The organism is Rhodococcus tukisamuensis NBRC 100609 (genome assembly GCF_001894985.1).
In the GTDB taxonomy this organism is placed as follows: domain Bacteria; phylum Actinomycetota; class Actinomycetes; order Mycobacteriales; family Mycobacteriaceae; genus Rhodococcus_G; species Rhodococcus_G tukisamuensis.
Genome location: NZ_BCXG01000010.1, coordinates 1 through 25,023, shown reverse-complemented (window position 1 = coordinate 25,023; position 25,023 = coordinate 1). Strand labels below are relative to the sequence as shown.

24 protein-coding genes, 1 tRNA gene, 1 rRNA gene and 1 pseudogene are annotated in these 25,023 nt (G+C 71.6%); 1 reads left to right on the top strand and 26 read right to left on the bottom strand.

Going from position 1 to position 25,023, the window contains the following annotated elements; genetic code table 11:
* Positions 1-29: 29 nt before the first annotated feature.
* Genes RT2_RS12980 through RT2_RS12960 form a run of 5 tightly spaced genes read right to left on the bottom strand, consistent with a single transcriptional unit; the run spans position 30 to position 3,774 of the window.
* Positions 30-776, bottom strand: a complete 747-nt coding sequence (locus RT2_RS12980) for a DUF881 domain-containing protein (protein WP_072845203.1) — start codon at positions 774-776, stop codon at positions 30-32.
* A gap of 3 nt (positions 777-779) precedes the next feature.
* A complete protein-coding gene (locus RT2_RS12975) occupies positions 780-1,130 on the bottom strand; it encodes a small basic family protein (RefSeq protein WP_072845315.1) in 351 nt (116 codons plus the stop codon).
* A gap of 14 nt (positions 1,131-1,144) precedes the next feature.
* Positions 1,145-2,005 (bottom strand): DUF881 domain-containing protein, encoded by an 861-nt coding sequence (locus RT2_RS12970; protein WP_072845202.1) that lies wholly within the window; start codon positions 2,003-2,005, stop codon positions 1,145-1,147.
* Positions 2,002-2,685 carry a CDP-alcohol phosphatidyltransferase family protein gene (locus RT2_RS12965; protein ID WP_083577359.1) on the bottom strand — a complete coding sequence of 228 codons (684 nt, stop codon included), beginning with the start codon at positions 2,683-2,685 and terminating at the stop codon, positions 2,002-2,004. The genes RT2_RS12970 and RT2_RS12965 overlap by 4 nt, the downstream gene beginning before the upstream one ends.
* Positions 2,686-2,730: 45 nt before the next feature.
* Positions 2,731-3,774 (bottom strand): SMP-30/gluconolactonase/LRE family protein, encoded by a 1,044-nt coding sequence (locus RT2_RS12960; protein WP_072845201.1) that lies wholly within the window; start codon positions 3,772-3,774, stop codon positions 2,731-2,733.
* Positions 3,775-3,859: 85 nt separating this feature from the next.
* Here RT2_RS12960 and RT2_RS12955 point away from each other — a divergent pair, with 85 nt between their 5' ends.
* Positions 3,860-4,366: a DUF1990 domain-containing protein gene (locus RT2_RS12955; RefSeq protein WP_072845313.1), complete on the top strand. Its 507-nt coding sequence runs from the start codon at positions 3,860-3,862 to the stop codon at positions 4,364-4,366.
* Positions 4,367-4,375: 9 nt separating this feature from the next.
* Here RT2_RS12955 and RT2_RS12950 read toward each other — a convergent pair whose 3' ends face one another.
* The 21 genes and pseudogenes from RT2_RS12950 to rrf form a co-directional block, all read right to left on the bottom strand.
* Positions 4,376-4,990: an NUDIX hydrolase gene (locus RT2_RS12950; protein ID WP_072845200.1), complete on the bottom strand. Its 615-nt coding sequence runs from the start codon at positions 4,988-4,990 to the stop codon at positions 4,376-4,378.
* 147 nt (positions 4,991-5,137) lie between these two features.
* Positions 5,138-5,211, bottom strand: a tRNA-Pro gene (locus RT2_RS12945).
* Positions 5,212-5,385: 174 nt separating this feature from the next.
* On the bottom strand, positions 5,386-6,831 hold the full coding sequence (gene der, locus RT2_RS12940; protein WP_174556708.1) for a ribosome biogenesis GTPase Der: 1,446 nt from the start codon (positions 6,829-6,831) through the stop codon (positions 5,386-5,388).
* Positions 6,828-7,490 (bottom strand): (d)CMP kinase, encoded by a 663-nt coding sequence (gene cmk / locus RT2_RS12935; RefSeq protein ID WP_072845312.1) that lies wholly within the window; start codon positions 7,488-7,490, stop codon positions 6,828-6,830. Before cmk ends, der begins: the two co-directional genes overlap by 4 nt.
* A gap of 59 nt (positions 7,491-7,549) precedes the next feature.
* A pseudogene (locus RT2_RS26390) lies at positions 7,550-8,422 on the bottom strand (pseudouridine synthase); the annotation flags it as partial.
* Positions 8,423-9,130: 708 nt separating this feature from the next.
* Positions 9,131-9,961, bottom strand: coding sequence for an SMC-Scp complex subunit ScpB (scpB, locus tag RT2_RS12925; protein ID WP_083577357.1), 831 nt, complete (start codon positions 9,959-9,961; stop codon positions 9,131-9,133).
* On the bottom strand, positions 9,958-10,800 hold the full coding sequence (locus RT2_RS12920) for a segregation and condensation protein A (protein WP_072845310.1): 843 nt from the start codon (positions 10,798-10,800) through the stop codon (positions 9,958-9,960). Before RT2_RS12920 ends, scpB begins: the two co-directional genes overlap by 4 nt.
* A 92-nt stretch (positions 10,801-10,892) precedes the next feature.
* Entirely contained in the window at positions 10,893-11,780 is an 888-nt protein-coding gene (locus tag RT2_RS12915; protein WP_245709282.1) for a ParA family protein, read from the bottom strand.
* Between the two features lie 201 nt (positions 11,781-11,981).
* Entirely contained in the window at positions 11,982-13,001 is a 1,020-nt protein-coding gene (locus tag RT2_RS12910; protein ID WP_092776023.1) for an alpha/beta hydrolase, read from the bottom strand.
* 139 nt (positions 13,002-13,140) lie between these two features.
* On the bottom strand, positions 13,141-14,064 hold the full coding sequence (gene xerD, locus RT2_RS12905) for a site-specific tyrosine recombinase XerD (RefSeq protein WP_072845197.1): 924 nt from the start codon (positions 14,062-14,064) through the stop codon (positions 13,141-13,143).
* Between the two features lies 1 nt (position 14,065).
* Positions 14,066-14,707: an NUDIX domain-containing protein gene (locus RT2_RS12900; RefSeq protein WP_072845196.1), complete on the bottom strand. Its 642-nt coding sequence runs from the start codon at positions 14,705-14,707 to the stop codon at positions 14,066-14,068.
* A gap of 10 nt (positions 14,708-14,717) precedes the next feature.
* Complete coding sequence (gene pyrG / locus RT2_RS12895) at positions 14,718-16,472, bottom strand: CTP synthase (protein WP_072845308.1); 1,755 nt, start codon at positions 16,470-16,472, stop codon at positions 14,718-14,720.
* A gap of 171 nt (positions 16,473-16,643) precedes the next feature.
* A complete protein-coding gene (locus RT2_RS12890; RefSeq protein WP_139191184.1) occupies positions 16,644-17,594 on the bottom strand; it encodes a copper transporter in 951 nt (316 codons plus the stop codon).
* The gene (gene steA / locus RT2_RS12885; protein WP_072845306.1) at positions 17,591-18,775 is read right to left on the bottom strand and encodes a putative cytokinetic ring protein SteA; all 1,185 of its coding nucleotides are present in this window, start codon (positions 18,773-18,775) and stop codon (positions 17,591-17,593) included. The genes RT2_RS12890 and steA overlap by 4 nt, the downstream gene beginning before the upstream one ends.
* 120 nt (positions 18,776-18,895) lie before the next feature.
* The gene (gene recN / locus RT2_RS12880; RefSeq protein ID WP_072845305.1) at positions 18,896-20,677 is read right to left on the bottom strand and encodes a DNA repair protein RecN; all 1,782 of its coding nucleotides are present in this window, start codon (positions 20,675-20,677) and stop codon (positions 18,896-18,898) included.
* A complete protein-coding gene (locus RT2_RS12875) occupies positions 20,667-21,665 on the bottom strand; it encodes an NAD kinase (RefSeq protein WP_072845195.1) in 999 nt (332 codons plus the stop codon). Before RT2_RS12875 ends, recN begins: the two co-directional genes overlap by 11 nt.
* Positions 21,662-22,477, bottom strand: coding sequence for a TlyA family RNA methyltransferase (locus tag RT2_RS12870; protein WP_072845194.1), 816 nt, complete (start codon positions 22,475-22,477; stop codon positions 21,662-21,664). The genes RT2_RS12875 and RT2_RS12870 overlap by 4 nt, the downstream gene beginning before the upstream one ends.
* Position 22,478: 1 nt before the next feature.
* A complete protein-coding gene (locus RT2_RS12865; protein WP_072845193.1) occupies positions 22,479-22,706 on the bottom strand; it encodes a hypothetical protein in 228 nt (75 codons plus the stop codon).
* A 61-nt stretch (positions 22,707-22,767) separates the two neighbouring features.
* Positions 22,768-23,787, bottom strand: coding sequence for an HAD-IIA family hydrolase (locus RT2_RS12860; RefSeq protein WP_072845192.1), 1,020 nt, complete (start codon positions 23,785-23,787; stop codon positions 22,768-22,770).
* Positions 23,784-24,728 (bottom strand): tetratricopeptide repeat protein, encoded by a 945-nt coding sequence (locus RT2_RS26220; RefSeq protein WP_072845191.1) that lies wholly within the window; start codon positions 24,726-24,728, stop codon positions 23,784-23,786. Before RT2_RS26220 ends, RT2_RS12860 begins: the two co-directional genes overlap by 4 nt.
* Positions 24,729-24,808: 80 nt before the next feature.
* Positions 24,809-24,925: ribosomal RNA gene (rrf, locus tag RT2_RS12850) — 5S ribosomal RNA — on the bottom strand.
* Between the last annotated feature and the right edge of the window lie 98 nt (positions 24,926-25,023).

Sequence of the window (25,023 nt, the reverse complement as noted above, 5' to 3'; positions counted from 1 at the left end):
CCGCGCGCGCCGTTGACAAATCGGAGATCTCAGTTGCCGGGACGAGAGTATTGGCGTGGTTTCGTCTCTCGCAAGGCGGCGATCGTGACCTGCTGCGATTGATCGACCGAAACCCGGCCGCCGCTGCGCGCGACGGTGTCCACCACGCCACCGGGAATGTTCAGCGCCGCCGCCAGTGTCGGCGGGTCACCGATCGCGACCACCTCGTACGGCGCCGCCAGCGCGGTCCCGTCGAGCTGAATCCGGCCCGCCTGCCCGGTCACCCAGGAATTCACCCCGATCCGGATCGGCTCGGATCCCGCGCCGCCCACCTCGATCGCCTCGGCACCGGCCGCCCGCAACTCCTGGATCAGGTCCAGCAACACCTCCGAGCCGACGCCGTTGTTCGGGTCGGTGACGGTCAACTCCACACCCGGTCCGGTCGCCGGGGCGGCGCCCACCTGGATCGACAGCGCCGCCAGCCGCGCCTTCGCCTCGGCCAGCGCCGCCTCGGAGCCACCGCCGCTGCGCTGAAGGGTCGCCAGCGTGGCCTCGAGCGAGGAGACCTCCTCGCGCAGCGCCGCCTCCCGCTGGTTGAGGTTGTCCAGCAGCACCAGCAGGTCCGCCGGCCGGGCGGAGTCCAGGCTGTCGCCGGAACCGGTGTCGCGCACCTGGGTCACGATCGCGACGCCCAGGACCCCCACCAGCAGCGCGGCCAGCAGCCCGAAGACCACCCGGGACCGGCGCGCGGCCGCGGTGGTGTCGGTGCGCAGCTCATGCCTGCCCTCGCCGTTCACCGCTCACGCACCGAACAGTCGACGCCGCAGCGCGGCGGCGTTGCCGAAGATCCGGATGCCCAGGACCACCACGATCGCGGTGGACAGCTGGGTCCCCACGCCGAGCTGGTCACCGAGCCACACGATCAACGCCGCCACCAGCACGTTGAACACGAAGGACACCACGAACACCTTGGCGTCGAATATCTCGTCCAGGTACGCCCGCAGGCCGCCGAACACCGCGTCCAGCGCCGCCACCACCGCAATCGGCAGGTACGGCTGCACCGCGTCGGGCACCTGCGGGCGGAACACCACGCCAAGCACGATCCCCGCGACCAACGCGAGCACCCCGTAGATCGCGTACCCGTTCTTCACGGCCTTGACCGGCTTCACTGCCCACTCACCTCGCGTGCGGTTCGAATCTCCCGGGCGGATGCCCCGGGTACGGAAAGGTCGTCCTGCTCGGTCACGGTGAATCCCGCGCCGTAGAGCTGTGCCACGCCGGACATCCGCAGGTAGGCCTCGCTCACCACGAACCCGGTCTGCATCTTGGCGGTGGACCCGATCGCCGAGATCACGTACGGCGACGGCACCGGCTGGTTGTCCACGAGCATCGCGCCACCAGCCTGCCGGACCGTGACGGCCGGACCAACCCGGACACCGCCCACGGCGACCGCCTCGGCGCCGCCGGCCCACAGCGCGTTCACCACCGACTGGATGTCCCGGTCCAGGACCACCGGCTTCGCGGCGCGCGCGTTGGGCCTGGACTGGTCGGACAGGTCCGGCCGAGCCGACGGGTCGGTGAGGGTCACCTGGAGTCCGGGTCCGTGCACCGGGTCCAGCGCCGCCGCCTGCTCCATCGCGCCGAGCCGGCCGAGGACGTCCGCGCCGTGCGCGTCGCCTGCCAACGCGGCGGCCCGCAGGGTCTCGGTCTGTGCGGCCAGCTCGTCCCGGGTCCGGGCGAGGTCGTCGCCGCGGGACTTGGCGGCGTCGACCTTGGTCAGTATCTCGCTTCGCACCTGGTCGGTGCCCGGCGCACGGTCGCTGGCCTGCGCGTACGCCACCCCGAACAGCAATCCGAGCACGATGCCGCCCGCCACGCACCACGCGGTCGCGTGCAGCGGCTTGTGCAGCGAGTGGCCGCGCGACCGGTCCTCGGCGGCCGCCGCGTAGCCCGGGTCGAGCCCTTCGTTCTGCAGTGCGCGCAGCAGCGCCGGGGCCGGGTTGCGGCGAACTTCCTCCCGTTTCACCGGTGTTCTGGCTCCGTCTGCCGCGCACCCACCGGCACCTCACGGGCGATGTTCGCCGCGGCCAGCAGGTACAGCAGGCCGGTCCACACGTACAGGCCGGTGCCCCAGATGAGCAGCGCGTAACCCCAGGCCCGCGCGATCGGGGCGAATCCCCAGTCGCCCTGCGCGGCCAGCACCAACGGCAGCGCGAACATCAGGGCGAACGTGGCGGCCTTGCCCAGGTACAACACGGCGGGCGGCGGCAGCCCACGACGACGGTAGATCGGCAGGACCAGCGCCAGGATCAGGTCGCGCCCGATCAGGATGGCCGCCACCCACCACGGGATGATGCCGCGCAGCGTGAACCCGACCAGGGTGGTGATCACGTACAACCGGTCCACCAGCGGGTCCAGCAGCGCACCCAGCCGGGAGGTCTGGTTCAGCAGCCGCGCCAGCTTGCCGTCGGCCCAGTCGGTGAACCCGCTGAGCATCAGGATCGCCAGGGCCCAGCCGTCCGCCTGCGGGACGAGCAACAGGTACAGGAACAGCGGGATGCCGAGCAGACGGATCACGCTGAGCACGTTGGGGACCGTCAGCACCCGGTCGGTCACCACCGGCTCCGCGACGGCCGGCGCGCCCGCAGTCGCTTCTGGGACGTTCGGGCCGTCCGCCACACCACGTGGCCGGTCTCCGGTGTCCATTGGTCCCCCTGCGCTGTCGGTCCGCGATTACTGCGGACCAGCGTGTCACACGGAGTGGCCCGGTGCCCGGACCCGGGCCACCGCGTCGGCGCTGAGGCTGCCCAGGTAGAGCCAGCCGTCGGCCTCCCGCACCCCCGTGACCGGCGCGTAGCTGCCCTTGCCGCCCTGCAGGCTGTGCACCACGGTGCCGTCGCCATCCAGGCCGAGCACCCACCCCCGCTGCTCCGGATCCGGCTGCGCCCACCCGGGCAGGTTCGCCGCCACGATCCGCAGGGCCGGGTGCGGCGCCATCAGGTCGAGCAGGCGCATGCGCGGACTGTAGAGCGCCACCCAGAAGATCCCAGCGGCGGTCTGCGAGGTGACGTTGTCGGGGATCCCCGGCAGGTTCTCCGCCCACGTCGAGACCGTGCCCGCCCGCGGCCCGGTCAGCTCCACCCGCCGGATCCGGTAGGCGCCGGTCTCGGCGACGATCAGGTAGGACTCGTCCGCGGACAGGCCGACCCCGTTGCCGAACTGCAACCCGTCGGCCAACAGGTCGGTCTCGCCGGTCGCCGGGTCCAGTCGCACCAGCCGCCCGGTGCCGCAGTGTTCGAGCAGGTCGTTGCGGTGCTCGGCGATGGTGAAGCGGGCGGAGGAGTCGGTGAAGTAGACGGCCCCGTCCCGGCCGACGGCGGAGTTGTTGCAGGCGACCAGCGGGGTGCCCAGGGCGGTGTCCGTCAGTGTCTCGATCCGGCCGGTGTCGTCCACCCGGAGCACGCCGCGTTCGGCGTCACAGACGAGGTACCGACCGTCGTCGAGGACCTCCACCCCGAGCGGGCGGCCGCCGGTGTCGGCGACGACGGTGGCCCGGCCCGGGGCGCCGAAGCGCCACACCCTGCCGTCGTCGGTGCCGGTGACCAACCGGCCCTCGTGGTCGACGGCCACGTCCTCCGGTCCGCGGCCGGCGGGCATGGTCCAGCGCTCCGCGGCGTCGAGTTCGGTGTTCGGCGCCAGCACTCCCGTCAACGGGGGCGGGGTCGGCGCATGCCAGGCCACCGGCTCGACGCCGGTCCGGTCGAGCCGCCGCAGTGCCGAGTACACGATGCCCATGACCGAAACGGTAGACGCGCTGCGGCACCGGCGCGCGGCGATCGCCGCTCCTGCCGAGGTAACCGCGCTCGGGCACCATGGACACGTGAACCTCGCCGCCTACGAATCGAAGCCACTGACCTACCCGGAGGTCGGGGCCACCCGCGGCCGCCTGCCCGCGGGATACCACCACGTGCACGAGGCGCGGTCGGTCGGCCACGGGGCCGCGACGTTCGAACGTGCGGCCGCGACGGTTCTCGGCTGGGACATGCACCGGGGCGCCGGGCTGCGCGTCACCGCGTCGACGCCGGTGGCGCAGCCCGGCGCCGTCGCCGTGCTGGGCCTCGGGCCGCTCCGGGTCCCGTGTCGCGTCGTGTACGTGGTCGACGAGCCGCTGCGCCGGGGATTCGCGTACGGGACCCTCCCGGGCCATCCCGAATGCGGCGAGGAGTCCTTCGTCGTGGAGCTGGACCCCGATTCCGGCGACGTACTGACCCGCATCACCGCATTCTCGCGGCCCGGAAACCGGCTCGTCAGCCTGGCCGGTCCCGCGAACCGGATGGTTCAGTCCGTGATCACCCGCCGCTACCTTCGCGCCGTCAGGTCCGTCTAGGGTCGCCGATCAGCGGGCCGCGAAGTCCGGCTGGGCGAACGCGTCCACCCGGGTGTGCCTGCCGCGCAGCACCACCTCCCGGAACTGGTGCATGACCGCGGCGGTCGGCGCGAACAGGTACTCACCGCGAAAAGGCCACTGGATCAACGGTTCCGGGCTGTCGGCGATCGCGTGGAAGCGCGGTTCGCGATCCAGTTCGGCCATCGTCACCTCGAAGACGAGGGCCACCTCGTCGGGGTTCGGCGCGAGCGGCGCGTCCAGGTCACCGACCCACACGACCACCGGGGTGATGACGTACCCGGAGCGGGTGACGAAGTCGTCGAGCCGACCGAGCACTCCCGACGGCGCGGCCCGCACCCCCAGCTCCTCCTCGAGCTCCCGGATCGCGGCCTCCGGCGGCGTCTCCCCCGGGTCGATGGCGCCGCCCGGCAGCGCGAACTGGCCGGGGTGTGCGCGCATCTTGCTCGGGCGCAGGGTGAGCAGGAGGGTCGGCTCCGCGCCTGCCCGCGTCACCACGGCCAGCGCGACCGCGGCGTGACGTCGGCCGCCCAGGTCGGCGGTGCGCGTCTCGAACGCCCCGAGGGCGGCGGCGCAGGACTCGCGGGTGAGCATCGGTGCCTCCATGGACCGACAGTAGCGGCCCGGTGCGGTTCCGGACCGCAGGTCCGAGCGACTCGAGTCCCGAGCGCTGAGTTCCGACGGCACGGGAATCCACCCGCCCCGGAACACAGAAAAGGCGGTTCCGGATTTCTCCGGAACCGCCTTCAACTGTCGGGCTGACAGGATTTGAACCTGCGACCACCTGACCCCCAGTCAGGTGCGCTACCAAGCTGCGCCACAGCCCGTTTGCCCCCTTGCGGGTGCTCGATGAGATTACATCAGTGGCACTCCGGATCGCGAATCGACTGGTCGGCGGCCTGTTTCACCCGTCCGACAGCGCCTCCCCGGACACCACCGCGGCAAACGAAACGGGGCGACGGCACATTGCCGTCGCCCCGTCGCGTCAGTACCGCGTCTTGTCAGTACCGCTTCTTGTTGTTGCGCTCACGCTTCTCACGCACCCGCACGGAGACCCGCACCGGGCTGCCGTCGAAGCCGAACTCCTCGCGCAGCCGGCGCTCCAGGAACCGACGGTAGCCGGCCTCCAGGAAGCCCGTGGTGAACAGCACGAAGGTCGGCGGACGGGTGCCCGCCTGGGTGGCGAACATGATCCGCGGCAGCCGGCCGCCGCGCATCGGCGGCGGCGTCGCGGCCACGACCTCCTTGAGCCAGGTGTTCAGCCGGCCCGTCGGGACGCGCTTGTCCCAGGACTCGAGCGCCGTCTCCAGCGCGGGCACCAGCTTCTGCACGGCCCGGCCGGTGTGTGCGGAGATGTTGACCCGCTGCGCCCACGGCACCCGCACCAGCTCGCGGTCGATCTCCTTCTCCAGCATCAACCGGCGGTCCTCGTCGACGAGGTCCCACTTGTTGAAGGCCAGCACCAGCGCCCGGCCCGCGTCGGAGACCATCGACAGCACCCGCAGATCCTGCTCGGTGATCGGCTGAGAGGCGTCGATCAGCAGGATCGCCACCTCGGCCGCCTCGATGGCGCCCTTGGTGCGCAGCGAGGCGTAGAACTCGTGCCCGCTGGCATGGCTGACCTTCTTGCGCAGGCCCGCGGTGTCGACGAAACGCCACACCTTCTCGCCCAGCTCCACCAGCGAGTCGACCGGGTCGACGGTGGTGCCGGCGACGTCGTGCACGACGGACCGCTCGGAGCCGGAGAGCTTGTTGATCAGGCTGGACTTGCCGACGTTCGGCTTGCCGACCAGCGCGACGCGGCGCGGGCCCTGTCCGGCGGTGCCCTCACGAGGGGTCTCCGGCAGGTCGGCCAGCACCTGGTCGAGCAGGTCGCCGGTGCCGCGGCCGTGGATCGCGCTCACCGAGTACGGCTGGCCCAGGCCGAGCGACCAGAGTGCGGCCACCTCGGACTCGGTGCGCTCGTCGTCGACCTTGTTGGCCACCAGGATGACCGGTGTCTTCGACCGACGCAGCACCCTTGCGGCGGCCTCGTCGGTGGCGGTCGCGCCGACCACCGCGTCTACCACCAGGATGATCGCGTCGGCGGTCGACATCGCCAGCTCGGCCTGACGCGCCACCGACTGCTGCAGGCCCTTCGCGTCGGGCTCCCAGCCGCCGGTGTCCTGCACCAGGAAGCGTCGGCCGGCCCAGTTGGCGTCGTACGAGACACGGTCCCGGGTCACGCCCGGAATGTCCTCGACGACGGCCTCACGGCGGCCGATGATCCGGTTGACCAGCGTCGACTTGCCGACGTTGGGGCGGCCGACGATCGCGAGGGTGGGGACGGCAACGTCCTCGAAGCCCTCCTCACCGTCGACGAAGTCGGCAAGCTCCCAGTCCGACTCCTCGTTCCAGACGCCATCTCCGACGAAACTCGCTCCGCCGATGTCCACACTCTCGGTCACTGCACTGCTCCAGTTCTTTCGCGCACCACCAGCAGCAACCTGCCGATCACGTCTTCTATGCCCAGTTCACTGGTGTCGACGGTCACCGAGTCCTCTGCGGGCCGCAGCGGGGACACCTCACGGGTCGAGTCCAGATGGTCGCGCCGCTTCACGTCGGCGAGCACTGCCGCGAGGTCGTCACCGCGACCCTCGGCGACATTCTGTGTGTTCCGCCGCTGCGCCCGCGCCTCGGCGGACGCGGTCAGGTAGATCTTCACGTCGGCGTCGGGCAGCACCACGGTGCCGATGTCCCGGCCCTCCACGACGATCCGCTCGGTGCCGGCGACCAGCTGCCGCTGCTTGTCCACCAGGATGGTCCGCACCTCCGGCACCGCCGCGACCGCGGAGACCGCGGCGGTCACCGCGGCGCCGCGGATCTCGTCGGTGACGTCCTCGCCCGCGAGCAGCACCCGGTTCGACTCCGGATCGGTGCCGACGTTCAGCTCGAGCGACTCGGTCGCCGCGGCGACCGCCGCGGGATCGGACACGTCGACGCCGGAGCGCAACGCGTGCAGCGTGGCGATCCGGTACATCGCACCGGTGTCGAGGTAGCGCGCGGCCAGTCCGATCGCGAGGCGTCGGGACACGCTCGACTTGCCGGTGCCGGACGGTCCGTCCATGGCCACGACGAGTCGGCTACCGGTCCTCTGAGCGGTCTCGGTCGCCGCGCTCGCTCCGGTCACAGACCGACCGCCTGGTACAGGCTGCCGACCTCGCCTTGTCCGAGCACCCGCAGGGTGCCCGGACGCCCGTCGCCGAGCGCAACCGCACCGATGTCGGTCCGGACCAGGCGCACCACCGGGTGCCCGACGGCCTCGAGCAGCCGGCGCACGATGTGCTTGCGTCCCTCGTGCAGCACGATCTTCACCAGGGACTTGCCCTCGCCGATGTCGAGCAGCGCGAACTGGTCGACCTTGGCCGGGCCGTCCTCGAGTTCGACACCCGCCTTCAGTGTCTTGCCGAGACTGCGCTCGACCGTCCCGGACACCGTGGCCAGGTAGGTCTTCGGCACCTCGAACGACGGATGCATCAGCCGGTGAGCCAGGTCGCCGTCGTTGGTCAGCAGGATAAGTCCCTCGGTGTCGGCGTCGAGCCGGCCGACGTGAAACAGCCGCTGCCCTGCGGACACCCGCTCGGAGACGATGTCGCCGATGCACGGGCGACCGAGGTCGTCGGACATCGTGGACTGCCAGCCACGCGGCTTGTTCAGCGCGATGTGGACCAGGTCCTTCTTGACGACGACGCGGACGCCGTCGACACGGACCACCGCGTTCTCGGGGTCGACCCGCAGGCCCTGCTCGACGACGATGCGGCCGTCGACCTCGACGCGCCCCTGGTCGATCAGTTCCTCGGCGGCACGCCGCGAGGCGACGCCGGCCTGAGCCAGCACCTTCTGCAGGCGCATGCCCTCGCCGGCCGCCATCCGCGGAGGCCCGGAGGCCTCGTCGGTGTGCTGGTGCCGTGCGGGCTTGGCGTTGCTGATCTTGGGTGCGGCCGCCTGGGCGCGCTGCGGCTTGGCCGCCTTGGGCTTGCCGTACTTGTTCTGATCCGCCGGCGGCTGGCCCGCGCCACGAGGGGCGGCACCACGGGGAGCTGCGCCACGGGGGGCGCCGCCCCGCTCGGTGCGCTCGTACGGAGCACGAGAATCGCCGCCACGGGGAGCGCCGCCACGGGGTGCTGCGCCGCGGTCGTAGGAACCACGCGACTCGCCACCACGGGGAGCACCGCCACGGGGCGCCGCACCGCGATCGTACGAACCATGCGACTCGCCGCCGCGCTCGTAGCCGCCACGGGGAGCGCCGCCACGAGGGGCCGCACCACGGGGTGCTGCGCCGCGGTCGTAGGAACCACGCGACTCGCCACCACGGGGAGCACCGCCACGAGGCGCGGCACCGCGATCGTACGAACCACGCGACTCGCCGCCGCGCTCGTAGCCGCCACGGGAAGCGCCACCACGAGGGGCCGCGCCGCGATCGTAGGAACCACGCGACTCGCCACCACGGGGAGCACCGCCACGAGGCGCCGCGCCGCGATCGTAGGAGGAGGAGCCGCGAGTGCTGCCGCCGCGGGGGGCGCCGCCACGCGGGGAGTCATCGCGCTGGTAGGAATCGCGCGGGGAGGAACTGCGGGGTGCGCCACCCCGCGAACCCGACCCCGTGCGGGGTGAGTCCTTCTGGTACGAATTTCTGTCGGCGGGATTGCTCCTGCCACGGTCCGGTGTGCCATCTCGGCGAGCGGGCTTGTTCACTTGAGGGTCCTGTCACTCTTCACTATCAATTCGGGTGTCCAAATCGGGTTTGGATCCCGCCCGGCCGGTTCCCAGTTTGGTGAACCGCGGGTCTGACTCCATGTCGTCGCTGATGTCGTCGATGACGTCGACGTCGGGTAGCAGCGGTGCCAGTGCCGGCAGGTCTGCCAGCGACGCGAGGCCGAGCCGTTCCAGGAACAGCTCGGTCGTCGCGTAGGTCGTTGCATTGGTCTCGGAGTCCACACCGGCCTCCGAGACCAGTCCGCGGGCAAGCAGGGTACGCATCACGCCGTCGACATTCACACCGCGAACCGCACTCACCCGTGCACGGGTCAATGGTTGACGGTACGCAACAACGGCCAAGGTTTCCAACGCCGCACGTGTGAGCTTCGACCTGGCACCGTCGAGGAGCAGTCGCTCGACGTACGGCGCGTACTCGTTCCTGGTGTAGAAACGCCAGCCGTCGCCGGCGTACCGGAGGTCGATTCCGCTGCGCCGTGCGGTCAGTGCCGCCGCCATCGCACGCAGTCGCCCGCGTACCCGCGCGGGCTTGTCGCCGACCGCGGACGCGAGCGCGTCGTTACTCGCCGGCGAGTCCACCACCAGCAGCACTGCCTCCAGCGCGGCGTCGAGTTCACCGTCCGAGAGCCGGTCCTGCGCCTCCGCGTCGTCGAAACCGTCGTCGTCGAAACCGTCGTCGCCGACGCCCGCGGCTTCGAAACCCCCGGCTTCGAAACCGTCGTCGCCGACGCCCGCGGCTTCGAAACCCCCGGCTTCGAAACCACCGATGTCGAACTCGGAGGCCGCTCCGGCCTCCTCCCGGCTCTCGTCGACCGCGCTCATCCGTAGTCCTCCGCACTCACCAGGGTCCGCCCGTCCGCGTCCACGTCACCGGTCCAGCTCACCCGTAGCTCGCCGAGCGGCTCGGGCTGTTCGAACGCCACGGCCTGCTCACGGTAGAGCTCGAGCAGCGCCAGAAATCTTGCCACGATCTGCACGGTGACGTCGCAGCCGACGATCAGCTCGTCGAAGGTCGCCCACTCGCCGATCCCCCGGGCCTTGAGCAGGTCCAGCACGAGCGCGGCCTGCTCGGGTACCGACACCGTCGGCACGTGCAGGTGGTCGAGGCCGACGGTGGGGACCGGCCGCGGCGCGAACGCGGTGGCGGCGATCTCCGCGAACCGCTGCGGGTCGACGCCGAGCAGGACCTCGGGCAGCAGCCCCGCGAACTTGTCCTCCAGGGAGACGGACCGCGGGTACCGCCGCAGCGCCGCCGCCTCGAGTTCCGCGAACAGCTGCGCCACCTGCTTGTACGCGCGGTACTGCAGCAACCGCGCGAAGAGCAGGTCCCGGGCCTCGAGCAGCGCCAGGTCCTCCGCGTCCTCGACGTCGCCGGAGGGCAGCAACCGCGCCGCCTTGAGGTCCAGCAGCGTCGCCGCGACCACCAGGAACTCGGTGGTCTGGTCCAGGCCCATGTCGCTGCCCAGCAGCCGCGTGTACGCGATGAACTCGTCGGTGACAGCGTGCAACGCCACCTCGGTGACGTCGAGCTTGCGTTGGCTGATCAGGCTGAGCAGCAGGTCGAAGGGGCCCTCGAAGTTCCGCAGCCGGACCCGGAATCCGCTCTCCACGGTCGACGGAGCCGACAGCCCCGCAGTCTCCGGCCGCCCAGGATCGGCCACGTCAGGAACTGCCACTTCAGGATCTACCACTTCAGGATTGACCGGGAAGGGATCGGTCGACTCGCTCTCGATCGGTGCGGTCTCGTCGCCCACTACCGACCGGACCGGTGAATCACCTCGCGCGCGAGCGCCCGGTACGCCTGCGCGCCACCGGACTTCGGCGCCCAGGTGGTGATGGGCTCGCCGGCGACGCTGGTCTCCGGGAAGCGCACGGTGCGGTTGACGACGGTGTCGTAGACGAGGTCGCCGAACACCTCGACGACCCGGGACATCACGTCGCGGGCATGCAGCGTCCGCGCGTCGAACATGGTCACGACGATGCCAGACATCTCGAGCCGCGGGTTGAGTCGGTCGCGGACCTTCTCGACGGTGTCGTTGAGCAGCGCCAGCCCGCGGAGGCTGAAGTACTCGCACTCCATCGGGATGATGACGCCCTCCGCGCAGGCCAACGCGTTGACGGTGAGCAGGCCCAGCGACGGCTGGCAGTCGATGAGCACGTAGTCGTAGCGGTCCAGCACCGGGTGCAGCACCCGGCCGAGGGTCTGTTCGCGTCCCACCTCGTTGACCAGCTGGATCTCCGCGGCGGACAGGTCGATGTTGCTCGGCAGCAGGTCCAGGTTCTCGACGCGGGTGCGCATCAGCACCTCGTCGATGGAGACCCGGGGCTCCACCAGCAGGTTGTGCACGGTCAGCTCGAGGTCGTGGTGCGCGACGCCGAGTCCCGCGGACAGCGCGCCCTGCGGGTCGAGGTCCACCAGCAGCACCTTGCGCCCGCACTCCGCGAGAGAGGCGCCCAGGTTGATGGTCGACGTGGTCTTCCCGACGCCACCCTTCTGGTTGCACATCGCGATGACCTTCGCCGGCCCGTGCGAGCCCAGCGGCTGCGGCTCGGGCACGAACCGCAACGGCCGTCCCGTCGGTCCCAGGTTCTCCTCGTCCCCAACCCCGTGATCGCCGTCTGCACGGCCTGCTACGTCCAAGTTCCGGCTGTCGAAGAGCGCTCTCTCCTGCCCTGGGCGCTCTGACTCCGCCGCGGGCGGCTGCGGTGTCACCACGGTTCGATGCTCCCCTGTCGTCCGATTGCCTGTGCAGCAGACGCTACCGCCTGCCGTCGACAACCCGGCACGGACACGCGCGGGCTTCCGTGGGCCGAAACACCCCCACCGCGGCCCACGGCCGGCTCAGCGGGAGGTCAGCGCCCCCATCAGCGTCGGCCACGACGCGTGCAGTTCGTCGTTCCAGTAACCCCACTTGTGGGTGCCGGTGGGGCGGAGGTTGGTGGTGTGGCCGATCCCCTGCGCGGACAGGGCGGCTCCCAGCTGCGCGGTGCACACCATCGCCCCGAACTCGCCGAACATGCCCTGGACCGTCTCCATCGGCGGGTCGGCGAGCAGGTTGTTGTACCGGCCCGGCAGGCCGTTGCCCGAGGACAGGTAGATCTGCTTGCCCCGCAGGTTCCCGGAGAGCAGGTGCGGGTCGTGTGCGGCCCAGGCCGGATCGTCGAAGGCGCCCCACATGTTGGCCACGTCGCCGCCGCCTCGGGCGACGTCCCACCGGACGAGCAGCTGGTTCACGGGATTGCTGATGCCGGCGCAGTCGCTGTAGGCGGCCACTCCCCGGTACAGCTCCGGGTGCCGGGCCGTGAGGGTCAGCGCCGCCGCGCCGCCCATCGACGCGCCGGCGATCGCGTTGACGCCGTTCCCCCCGAACTGCGCGTCGATCAGTGGCGGCAGCTCCTGGGTGAGGAATGTCTCGTACGACAGCCGGCCCATCACCGGGTCGACGTTGCGCCAGTCGGTGTAGTAGCTGTGCGCCCCGCCGACAGGAAGCACCACGTTGACGTTCGCGGTGCGGGCCAGGTTCCCCACATCGGTCATGGCGGTCCAGCCGCTCTCCTCCTCGTGCGCCTCGGCGCCGTCGAGCAGGTACAGCGTCGGCCGGACACCGGACGCCGCGACCGGGCGTTGCAGGTCGACGGTGATCGGCCGGTCCATCGACGGCGAGAACACCGACAGCCGGGTCCGCACGTCATTGACCTGCGACTGCGAGAGCACCCGCGCCGCGCCGCCGGGCACCGGGTCTGCCTGGGCGGGCGCGACGAGCACCGCACCGAGAACGGACGCGACGAGGGCGGGCGCGACGGCCGCGCGCCCCGCCCGGCGCAGCACCGTCAGTGGACGGACACGGGAGGAAACGGGCATCGGGATGTCCTTACGCTCGTCCGGCAGCGCGGGGATCCGCTCACCGCTGCGCGGAGTCTAGGCCGACGGCACCGCGGGACCCGGGGCTTTCCGGGCCGTGTCCTCCGAACGTCACCGACCCGTCACCGGGTACGACGGCTCACCTCGCCCGCGGGTGCGCCCCTGCCCAGACCTCACGCAACGAGCCGACGGTGACGAGCGTGTAGATCTGCGTGGTGGTCACCGACGCATGGCCGAGCAGTTCCTGCACCACCCGGACATCGGCGCCGCCCTCGAGCAGGTGCGTGGCGAACGAGTGCCGCAACGTGTGCGGTGACACCCCGTCGGCGAGTCCGATCCGGTCCGCCGCCGAACGCAGCACCTGCCAGGCGCTCTGCCGTGAGAGCCGGCCGCCGCGCGCATTGAGGAAGATCGCGGGTCCGCCGGTGGACACCAGCGCGGGCCTCCCCCGCACCAGGTATGCCTCCAGCGCGGCGATCGCGGGCCGACCGATCGGGACCACCCGCTCCTTGCCTCCCTTGCCGCGCAGCAACACCGCGCGGTCCGCGCCGTCGACGTCGTCGATGTCCAGGCCGACGGCCTCGGAGATCCGGGCGCCGGTGGAGTAGAGCACCTCGAGCAGGGCGCGGTCGCGCAGCCCGCGCGCCTGGTCCGACGCGTCCGGGCCGCCGGTCGCCTCGAGCATCGCGATCACCTGGTCCAACGGCAGCGACTTGGGCAGCCGCTGGCCCGGCGCGGGCGGCTTCACGGCCCGCGCGACGTCCACGTTCGCGATGCCCTCCAACGTCGCGAACTTGTGCAGGCCGCGCACCGCGATCAGCGCGCGGGCCGCGGAACTGGACGCGAGGGGACGCACCTGCGCGTCCCGGTCGCCGCGCCGCAACGCCACCACGAAGTCGCTGACGTCCCGTTCCGAAACCCGGCCAAGGTCGTCGATGCGCCGCGTGCCGAGGAACTCCTGGTACCGGCGCAGGTCCCGCCGGTAGGAGCTGAGGGTGTTCTCCGCCACCCCGCGTTCCACCGCGAGGTGGTCGAGGTAGCCGGCGACCTGGTCGGCGAGCACCTCAGCCGCCGTGGCGACGCCGCGCGAACGCCTCCGGCCGGTCCGCCCACGGCGCGTCGGCCGGCCGGCCGGTCGCTTCCCGGCCGTCCCGGGCGCGGGCCGCGGCCAGCGCCAGGATGCCCGAGAGCGCGGTCGCGTTCACGATCTCACCGGACAGTGCGCGGTCGACCGCGTCCGCGACCGGCACCCGGCAGATCTCGAGGTCGGCCTCCTCGTCGCTGGGGTCCGGCCGCTCCACCTCGTGCAGCGCGGTCGCGAGGTACACCCGCACCACCTCGTCGGTGAATCCCGGGCTCACCGCGACGTCCACCAGTACCGACCAGTGCTCTGCGGCGAGGCCGGTCTCCTCCGCCAGCTCGCGGCGGGCGGCGTCGAGCGGGTCCTCGCCCGGCTCGTCGAGCAGGCCGGCGGGCAGCTCCCACAGCCGCCGGCCCACGGGATGGCGGTACTGGTTGACCAGCACCAGCCGATCCCGCTCGTCGACCGCGACCACCGCGACCGCGCCGTAGTGCTCCACGACGTCGCGGAGCGCGGCGGTGCCGCCCGGCATGGCGACCCGGTCCACCCGCACCGCGAAGATCGCGCCCTCGTACGCGGTGCGGGTGTCGTGGGTCTCGAACTCGTGCTCGCCGGGCCGACTCATCGCGGGTGGGTCAGCTCGCGCTCGGTGCGTCGACCGCGTCGTCGTCTGCGGCCTCGTGCATCGCGACCTCGAGGGTCGACTCCGGGTGCACGTCCACCTCGAGCCGCTCGGCCGCCTTGTACTTCAGCGCCGCCGAGACGAACGCCGCGAACAGCGGGTGCGGACGCGTCGGACGGCTCTTGAGCTCCGGGTGCGCCTGGGTGGCGACGAAGAACGGGTGCACGTCCGCGGGCAGCTCCACGAACTCGACGAGGTGTCCGTCCGGGGAGGTGCCGCTGAACTTCAGGCCGCTCTTGGCGATGCGGTCACGGTAGGCGTTGTTGACCTCGTAGCGGTGCCGGTGCCGCTCCGAGACGCTCTCGGAGCCGTAGGCGCGCGCCACCACGGAACCCTTGTCGAGCACCGCCGGGTAGGCACCGAGGCGCATGGTGCCGCCGAGGTCGGCCTCGCCGGCCACGATCTGCTCCTGGTCGGCCATGGTGGAGATGACGGGGTGCTTGGTGTCCGGCTCGAACTCGGCCGAGTTGGCGTCGTCGAGGCCCACCGAGCGGGCGGCCTCGATCACGACGCACTGCAGGCCCAGGCAGAGGCCGAGCAGCGGCACCTGGCGGGTGCGGGCGAAGCGGATGGCGCCGAGCTTGCCCTCGATGCCGCGGATGCCGAAGCCGCCGGGGATGAGGACCGCGTCCACGTCGTCGAGCGCCTCGTGGGCGCCGGCCTCGGTCTCGCAGGCATCCGAGGGCACCCAGGAGATCTCGACCTTCGCGCGGTGCGCGAAACCGCCGGCGCGCAGCGCCTCGGTCACCGACAGGTAGGCGTCGGGCAGGTCCACGTACTTGCCGACGAGGGCGACGCGGATCGTCTCGCGGGGCTCGTGGACGCGCTCGAGCAGGTCGCCCCACACGGTCCAGTCCACGTCCCGGAACGGCAGGCCGAGCTTGCTCACCACGTAGGCGTCGAGGCCCTCGCTGTGCAGCACCTTCGGGATGTCGTAGATGGACGCGGCGTCGGGGGTGGAGATGCAGGCGTCGACGTCCACGTCGCACATCAGCGCGATCTTGCGCTTGAGCGGCTCGGGCACGTCCCGGTCGCAGCGCAGGATCAGGGCGTCGGGCTGGATGCCGATGTTGCGCAGCGCCGCCACCGAATGCTGGGTCGGCTTGGTCTTGAGCTCGCCGGACGGGCCGAGGTACGGCACCAGCGAGACGTGCAGGAAGAAGACGTTGTCGCGGCCGATGTCGTGACGCACCTGGCGGGCGGCCTCGAGGAATGGCTGCGACTCGATGTCGCCGACGGTGCCACCGATCTCGGTGATCACCACGTCGGGGCGCTGACCCTCGCCGTCCGGTCCCGACATCGCGAGGATGCGGCTCTTGATCTCGTCGGTGATGTGCGGGATCACCTGGACGGTGTCGCCCAGGTACTCGCCGCGGCGCTCCTTGGCGATGACCGTGGAGTACACCTGCCCGGTGGTGACGTTCGCATCGCCGGAGAGGTCGCGGTCGAGGAAACGCTCGTAGTGCCCGACGTCCAGGTCGGTCTCGGCGCCGTCCTCGGTGACGAACACCTCACCGTGCTGGAACGGGTTCATGGTGCCCGGATCCACGTTGAGGTACGGGTCCAGCTTCTGCATGGTCACCCGCATTCCCCGGGCGGTCAGCAACTGTCCGAGGCTCGAGGCCGTCAGACCCTTGCCGAGTGAGGAGGCGACGCCCCCGCTCACGAAGATGTGCTTGGTGGCGGTACGCGAATTACTGCGTGACAGTGACAAAAGGGCTCCCGTGACGACCTTGCAGGGCTTGACCAATGGTAGTGCTGGGGCCTGCCGACCCACGGGACTTCACGGTAACACCTGTCGGGGCGAACCTCTGCATGGCGCGCGCCCACGGCCCCCGAAGCGCCGTGGCGTCCGCCACACGCAGGACTCGCACGCGCGTCAGCCGACCGTCGCGCCGACCGTCACCGCGGTCGCGTTGGGCCCGGTGCCGTACCGGCCGGCGTGTCCGCTGAGCTGCTCCTGCAGGCCCAGCACCGTCGTGATCCGGCCGGACTCGCGGTCCACGTTGTCGACGGTGGTGACGCCGGTCGACAGCGCGGTGTCGGAGCGGGTGACGGCGACGGGTCCGTTGCCGACCGCCGAGTCGGGCCGCCCGGCCAGCACGGTGCCCGCGCCACGCGCGTCGAGTGCGCCGGCGAACCGGGCGACGATCGACCCGCGGTTGCCGGATGCCGCGCCGTCGGCGGCACCGGAACCGGTCAGCACCAGTGCCAGCTGGGCGGGCGCGACCGCGCCGTTGTCGTAGCCGACGAAGCCGCCGGCGCGCAGCGCCTCGAGGGCCAGCGTGAGCTCCTCCGGGGTGCTCTGCGGCTGTGCGGTCTGCGCGTTGAGCAGCAGCACCGAGCCGAGCAGGTCACCGGCGAGGCTGCCCTGGTCGACGGCGCCGGTCCGGAGCTGGACCCCGGCGGGGATCACGTTGGTGACGGTGGTGCGCAGTTGGTCGCTGTTCGCCGCGTCGACGAAGGAGTCGGTCAGCGAGACCCGGCCGGTCACCGATCCGCCGGCCGCGCCGATCAGCTGGGTCACGGCGTCGAGGTCGCCGGGGTCGGCGTCCGGGGTGGTCACCAAGACCACGGAGCGCTGACCGAGGGCGTCGCGGACGGCCCGGCCGGAGATCGCGGCGTCGAAGTTGTCCGCCGCGGTCAGCTGCTCGGCCTGCTGGTTGTTCGTGTCGTGCAGTGCGTTCACCTGGTTCTGCAGGTCGGACTTGTCGTCGCGCAGACCCGAGAGGAGGCCGCCGGAGAGGGTGCCCGAGCCGAGCACCACACCGACGGCCAGTGCCAGGAAGACCGCGGCGAGGGAGATCGCGTGCTGACGAGCAGAGATCACTTGACCATTCCCTGGACCCAGAGCGCGAAGCTGTTCCACGTCTGGACACACCAGTCCCACGCCTCGCCGCCGACGTTCGAGACCACCAGGGCCACGATGACCGCGGTGAGGGCGGCGAGCACCAGCAGCGCGATCGCCGCGCCGGAGACGCGACTGCGGTAGAGCGTCGCGACCGCCTTCGAGTCGACCAGCTTCGATCCGACCTTGAGCCGGGTCATGAACGCGGCCGGGTTGCTGTCCCGGCGTCCGCGGTCGAAGAACTCGTCGAGCGAGACGGTCGAGCCGACGGTGACGATCAGCGAGGCCCCGTGGTGGTCGGCGAGCAGCAGCGCGAGGTCCGCGGGCGCGCAGGACGCCGGGAAGGTCATCGCGCCGATGCCGAGGTCCTGGATCCGTTCGAGGCCCTGCGCGTGCCCGTCCGGGTCCGCGGGCAGGACCACCTCGGCGCCGGACTTGAGGGTGTCGGCGGTGATCTCGTCGGGGTCGCCGACGATGAGGTCGGGCCGGTAGCCGGCGCTGGTGAGCGCGTCCGCGCCCGCCCCGACGCCGATCAGGATCGGCGAGTACTCCTTGATGAACGGCTTGAGGTTCTTCAGGTCCGCGACGTGGTCCGCGCCGTCCGCGACGATCACCACGTGCCGGTCCTGCAGGTCCACCTCGATGTCGGGCACGCCGACGCCGTCGATCAGCAGCGGACTCTCGGTCCGGATGAACTCGATGGTGTTGCCCGAGAAGGCCTCGAGGTGGTCGACCAGGCCGGTCTTCGCCTCGATCATGAGGTCGGAGATCTCCGCCTCGCTCTGCTCGGTGCCCTTGGCGAGGCGGCGTTCGCCGGCGTAGACGCCGCCCTCGTGCAGACGCACCTTGGCGCCGTCCTTGACCTTCTTGAACACCTCCTCGCCGGCGGAGTCGACCAGGATGATGCCGTTCGCGACGATCACCTCGGGTCCCAGGTTCGGGTAGCGCCCGGAGATCGACGGCGACGCGTTGACGACGGCCGTCACCCCCGCCGCGACCAGCGCGTCCGCGGTGACGCGGTCCAGGTCCAGCTCGTCGAGGACGACGATGTCGCCCGGGCCGACGCGGCGCAACAGCTTCGCCGTGTTGCGGTCAACCCTGGCGATGCCGGTCGTTCCCGGCAGCGATTCGGTGTTTCGTGACAACAGAGCGGGCATCTTCATGACTTCGATCATGACGCCGCGCGGGCCTTCACCCACGGAGGCGCGCCGAAGCAACTCCTGGTCGGGGCGCCGCCCGGCGAAGTGCGCCCGATGCGGGTGCCGCCGCGCGGCGGCGCCCGGCTACCCCGCCCGGTCGGCCATGGCGGTCGCCAGCAACTCCTCCGCGTGCGCCCGGCCGGTCTCGGTGTCGTCGAGGCCGGCGAGCATCCGGGCCAGTTCGACCACCCGCTGCTCGTCGGTGAGGGTCCGCACGCCGCTGTCGGCACCCTTACCCCCGTCCACCTTGTCCACCACCAGGTGGGTGTCGGCGTAGGCCGCGACCTGCGGCAGGTGCGTCACGACGATGACCTGGTGGGTGCGTGCGAGACGGGCCAGGCGGCGGCCGATCTCCACGGCGGCCCGGCCGCCCACCCCGGCGTCGACCTCGTCGAAGACCATGGTCGCGCCGGACTCCGCCCCCGCCAGCACCACCTCGAGCGCCAACATCACCCGCGAGAGCTCACCGCCCGACGCGCTGCGGCTGATCGGCAGGGGCGTCGCGCCGCTGTGCGCGGCGAGCCGGAACTCGACCTCGTCGACGCCGGCCGAGCCGGCGTGCACCTCCTGACCGTCCACCGTCAGCGGCGCGGTGTCCTGGGGGCCGGCGGGGATCGGGCGCACCGCGACCTCGAGCCGTGCCTTGCCCATGGCCAGGCCGGCCAGTTCGGCGGTGACCGCCTTGCCGAGCTTGACGGACGCCTTGGCCCGGGCCTTGCTCAGCGCGCTCGCGGCGGCCGCGAGCGCGGCCGCGGTCTCCTCGACGCGGGCCGTCAGCGCGGCCAGCGCGTCGGCGGAGACGTCGATCCGCGACAGCCGGTCCCGGGCCTGGGCGGCCCACTCCAGCACGCCGTCCACGTCCGCGGCGTACTTGCGGGTGAGGGACTTCAGTTCCGCCTGCCTGCCGAGCAGGGTGTCGAGCGCGCCGGGGTCGGACGGCAGGTCCGCAAGGTACCCCGCCAGGTCCGACGAGACGTCGGTGAGCACGGTGATCGCCTCGGCCAGCCGGGGCCCGAGCACGGTCAGCTGCTGGTCGTCGGACGACTCGATCCGGGCGCGGGCCTCGCCGAGCAGGTCCAGCGCTCCGGCCGCCTCCGATCCGGTGTCGCCGCCGAGCTCCGCGTCGGCGCCACCGACCAGAGCCGCCTGCGCGGCGGCCGCCGCGCTGCGCAGCGAGTCGAGGTCGGTCAGCCGGCGCACATTCGCGACGATGTCGACGTCCTCGCCGGGTTGCGGTGCGACGGAGTCGATCTCGTTCAGCGCGAACTCGAGCCGGTCGACCTCCTGCGCGAGTTCGCGGCCGCTGCGGGTGCGCTCGATGAGCTCGTCGCGGGCCTCGACCCACTGCGCGCGCAGGGACCGGTACTTGTCGAGCAGGAAGCCGATCGCGGCGCCCCCGAACGCATCGAGCGCCTGGCGCTGCTGGTCTGGTCGCTGCAGCCGGAGCTGGTCGTTCTGTCCGTGCACGGTCAACAGCGGCGCGGTGAGCTCCGCGAGCGCGCCCGCCGGCACGCTGCGACCGCCGAGGTGCGCCCGGGAACGGCCGTCGCTGCTCACGGTGCGGACCGCGATGACGGTGCCGTCCTCGTCGCGTTCCGCACCGGTCGACTCGAGCAGCCGGTCGACCTCCTCGGCGGCCCTCGTCGAGGTGTTCGCGGTGGAGAACCGGCCCTCCACGACGGCCCGCGCCGCGCCCTGGCGGACCCGTCCGGCATCGGCACGGGCGCCGCTGAGCAGGTGCAGGCTGGTCACCACCATCGTCTTGCCCGCGCCCGTCTCACCCGTGAGGACGGTGAGACCCTCGTGGAACTGGGCGCTCGCCTGCGAGATGACGCCCAGGCCGTCGATCCGGATCTCAGCGAGCATGCGCACCGTCCCCTTCCCCATCGGTCCGGCGGCCGCGCCACCCCTTGACCGGCAGCGCAAACTTGCGCACCATCCGGTCGGCGAAGGGCGCAGAGTCCAACAGGATCCACTTCACCGGGTGCTGACCACGCACCACCTCGACCCGGCCGCCGGCCGGCAGCGACAGCGTCCGGCTGCCGTCGCAGAACACCAGACCGTCGTGCCCCTCGGAGAACGTCTCGATCGCGATCAGCGACTCGGGACTGGTCACCAGCGGCCGCGCGAACAACGCGTGTGCGTTGCTCGGAATCACCAGTAGCGCTTCGAGTTCCGGCCACACCACCGGCCCGCCCGCGGAGAACGCGTAGGCGGTGGACCCGGTCGGCGTGGCGACGAGCACGCCGTCGCAGCCGAACGAGGAGACCGGTCGGCCGTCGACCTCGAGCACCACCTCGAGCACGCCGAGCCGGGAAACGTTCTCGATGCTCGCCTCGTTGAGCGCCCAGCCGCGGCCGACCACCTTGTCGTCGACCCGGACGGTCACGTCGAGCGTCATCCGGTGTTCCACCCGGTACTCCCGGCGGACCACGAGAGCGAGGGCCTCCTCGAGATGCTCGGCCTCGGTCTCGGCGAGAAAACCGATGCGCCCCAGGTTGATTCCGAGCACCGGGATCCCGGCCTCGCGGGCCAGTTCGGCCCCACGCAGGAAGGTGCCGTCGCCGCCGAGCACCAGCACCAGTTCACAACCGGCAGCGGCCGCGGGGCCGGCCTCGACGATGGTCAGGTCCACGTCCGATGCGGTGGACTCGTCGGGGGCACCGACCGGACTGGTCCGGTCGACCTCGTTCGCGAGCAGTCGCAGCCCGATGCCGGCCTGCTCGAAGATCGCGGCGACCCGGCGCGCGGTCGCGGTGACCTCCGCGCGGCCGGTGTGCGCGACGACCAGGATCTCCCGTTCCGGGCTCTGCCCTTCCCTTTCCTGACGCTGCCCTTCCGGTGCCGAAGTCACTGCGGGCCGTCCTGCACCGCACGCTCGATGACCTCACGCACCGACTCCACTCCCGGCTCGGCCTGCTTGCGCAGCCACAGGAAGTACTCCACGTTGCCGGACGGCCCGGGCAGCGGACTGGCCACCACACCGAGGGTCCGCAGACCGAGCGCATCAGCCGCGAGGGACACCTCGTGGACCGCCTCCACCCGCAGCGCCGGATCACGCACGACGCCGCCCGAGCCGACGCGGTCCTTGCCGACCTCGAACTGCGGCTTGACCATCGGCACCAGGTCGGCGCCGTCGGCCGCACAGGCCACGAACGCACCCAGCACCAGTTTGAGCGAGATGAACGACAGGTCGGCGACCACGACGTCCACCTGACCGTCGATCTGATCGGCCTCCAGGGACCGGACGTTGGTGCGGTCGACCACGGTGACCCGGTCGTCGGACTGCAGGCGCCACACCAGCTGGCCGTATCCGACGTCGACCGCGACCACCTCGCGCGCCCCGCGGCTGAGCAGGACGTCGGTGAAGCCGCCGGTGGACGCGCCGGCGTCGAGGCAGCGTTTGCCGTCGACGGACAGGCCGAGCGGTTCGAAGGCCTCGAGTGCGCCGAGAAGCTTGTGCGCGCCGCGCGACGCCCAGGACACCTCGTCGACCTCGTCGGTGACCAGCAGCGGGGTGCCGGCCTCGACGGCGGTCGCGGGCTTGACGGCGACCGACCCGGCGATCAGCACCCTGCCGTCGGAGATCAGTTGCGCCGCATGTTCTCTGGATCGCGCCATCCCCCGCCGAACCAACTCGGCGTCGACGCGTGCTCGCCTGGCCACGTCAGATCTTGTCCACGGTTGCGAGCGCCTGGACCAACACGTCGTGCGCCTGCTCGAGCAGATGTGCCTGCCGGGGCAGCTGGCCCAGACCGGTCGGATCGTCGTGAACGGCCGAGGCCGTGTCGAGACCGGCCAGCAGCTCGTCGACCTCCGCATGGATCCGGGCGGGGTCGACAGTCGGCGGCGGGCCCGGCAGGTGTTGCCCGGGACGGGGAATCGGCGTACTCATCGCCGTCAACGCTAGTCGATGCGCCCCACACTCGCGCACACCGACTCGTGGCGCGGGGCGGTCAGCCGAGCAGGTCTGCGACGACCTCGACCGCGAGCGGGTCCTCACCGCGCAGGTCGGTCACCTCGGGGCCCTCCCAGGCGGCGAACAGCACCGCACGCAGGACGGCGGCGCGGTCCGCGGACCCGGTCGGATCGCAGGCCACGACCAGGGTTCCGCCGTCGCGACGGACCGTGACACCGGGGTGCGGGGCGATCGCCAGGTCCTCGGCGGGCCGGTCCAGCGCCGCAAGTTCCATGGCCAGGTACGTCGGCCGGTGCCCGAGCGGCGCACGCAGCAGGTCCGTCGGACGACTCACCCCGCTCAGCACGAGCAGCGATTCCAGCCCGACGGCGTTGGCACCGGCGATGTCGGTGTCGATCCGGTCGCCCACCACCAGCGCGTTGACGGCGCCGCTGCGGCGCAGGGCGTCGTCCATCAGCGGTCGGGCCGGCTTGCCGGCCACCAGCGGTTCGCGGTCGGTTGCCGCCCGCACCGCCGCGACCAGCGCGCCGTTGCCGGGGCACAGACCGCGCTCGGTGGGCAGGGTGGTGTCGACATTGGTGGCGACCCAGACGGCACCCGCCCGGATCGCCAGGGTGGCCTCGGCCAGGATCGACCAGTTCGTCTCGGTCGAGTGCCCGTGGACGACGGCCGCAGGGCCGTCCTCGAACCGGCGGACCGGCACGAGGCCGACCTGCCGCACCTCGTCGGCCAGGGCCTCGGTCCCGACGACCAGCACCGCCGACCCTGCGGCGACATGTTCGGCAACCAACCGGGCGCCGGACTGCGAGCTGGTCACGACCTCGTCCTCGGTGGCCGCGAAACCCAGTTCACGCAGGTGCGCGGCGACGGACGCGGGGCTCCGGCTCGCGTTGTTGGTGACGTAGAACAACCGGCTCTCGCCGGTCTCCAACGCCTCCCGAGCGCCCGGGATCGCCTCGGCGCCCTGGTAGACGGTGCCGTCCAGGTCCAGCAGCAGGACGTCGTGACGCTGCCGCAGGGACCGGTCGTTCTCGGTGGTCGAGGACCCAGAGGTCACTGTTCGCCCGAGAGCTCGGCCACGCGGTCCTCTGCGTCGGTGTCGCCGTCGAGGTCTGCCGCTGCCGAGTTGAGGAACCACTTGAGGCCGTCCTCCACCCGACCGGCCGCGACCAGCGCGTCGGCGTAGGCGTAGAACAGGCGGGCGGCGGTGGGTCCGGACTGGGACGCGTCGAGTTCCGGCGTCTGCAGCGTGACCACGGCCTGGTCGAACTGGCCGAGGTCCATCCGGGCGCCGGCCACGACGATCCGCAGCTCGGTGGCCTCGTCGCCCGTGAGCGCGCGGGCTTCCTCGCTGCGACCGAGCTCGATGGCCCGCTCCGGACGACCGAGACCGCGTTCGCAGTCGGCCATCACGGCGAGCAGACCGGGTCCACCTGCCATCCGGCGGGCGGCACGCAGCTCGGAGAGCGCCTCGGCCCATTCGCCCGCGTGGTACGCGGTGATGCCGGCCGTCTCACGGACCACGGCGACCCGGCCGGCACGCTGCCGGGCGGCCCGGGCGTGCGCGAGGGCCAGACGCGGGTCGTCCTCGATCAGCTTGCCTGCCATCACCAGGTGACGGGCGACTGCGTTCGCATTGGACTTGTCCAGGCTCAGCAGGTCCCGACGCACGGTCGGGTCGAGCTCGCCGGCCTGCACGTCCTCGGGAAGGTCCGGCTCTTCGGGGCGCGGAGCGCGACGCTCGGCGTACGCGCCACCGTCGCGCGGGGGCGGACCGAAACTGCCCTCGCCGCCACGACGCCTCGGCGGTCCGTCACCACGACGGTCTGGGCGGCCTGCGCCGCTCCCGCCACGGGGACCGCCACCGGTGTTGCCTCGGGGGCCACCGGTTCGGCCGCCACGGGGGCCGCCGGCGTTGCCGCCGCGGTTCTCGCCCGAGCGACCACGATCAGAACCGCCGTTCCCATACGAACGACGATCATCGTTGTTGTCCGACACAGCATCTCCTTTAAGACAACATACGCTTGAGAAAACACGAAAGGGGACCCAGTATGTCGGGTCCCCTTTCGGTAACGATTGTACGGCGGTGTCCTACTCTCCCACACCCTGTCGAGTGCAGTACCATCGGCGCTGGAGGGCTTAGCTTCCGGGTTCGGAATGGGACCGGGCGTTTCCCCTCCGCTATGGCCGCCGTAACTCTGTGAAACTGTCACACACCCCTCTCCCCGCCCGGACCGGCACACCCGACAAATCGGGTGTGCCAGCGGGGGAAAAGGGTATCTGTGTGTTGTCT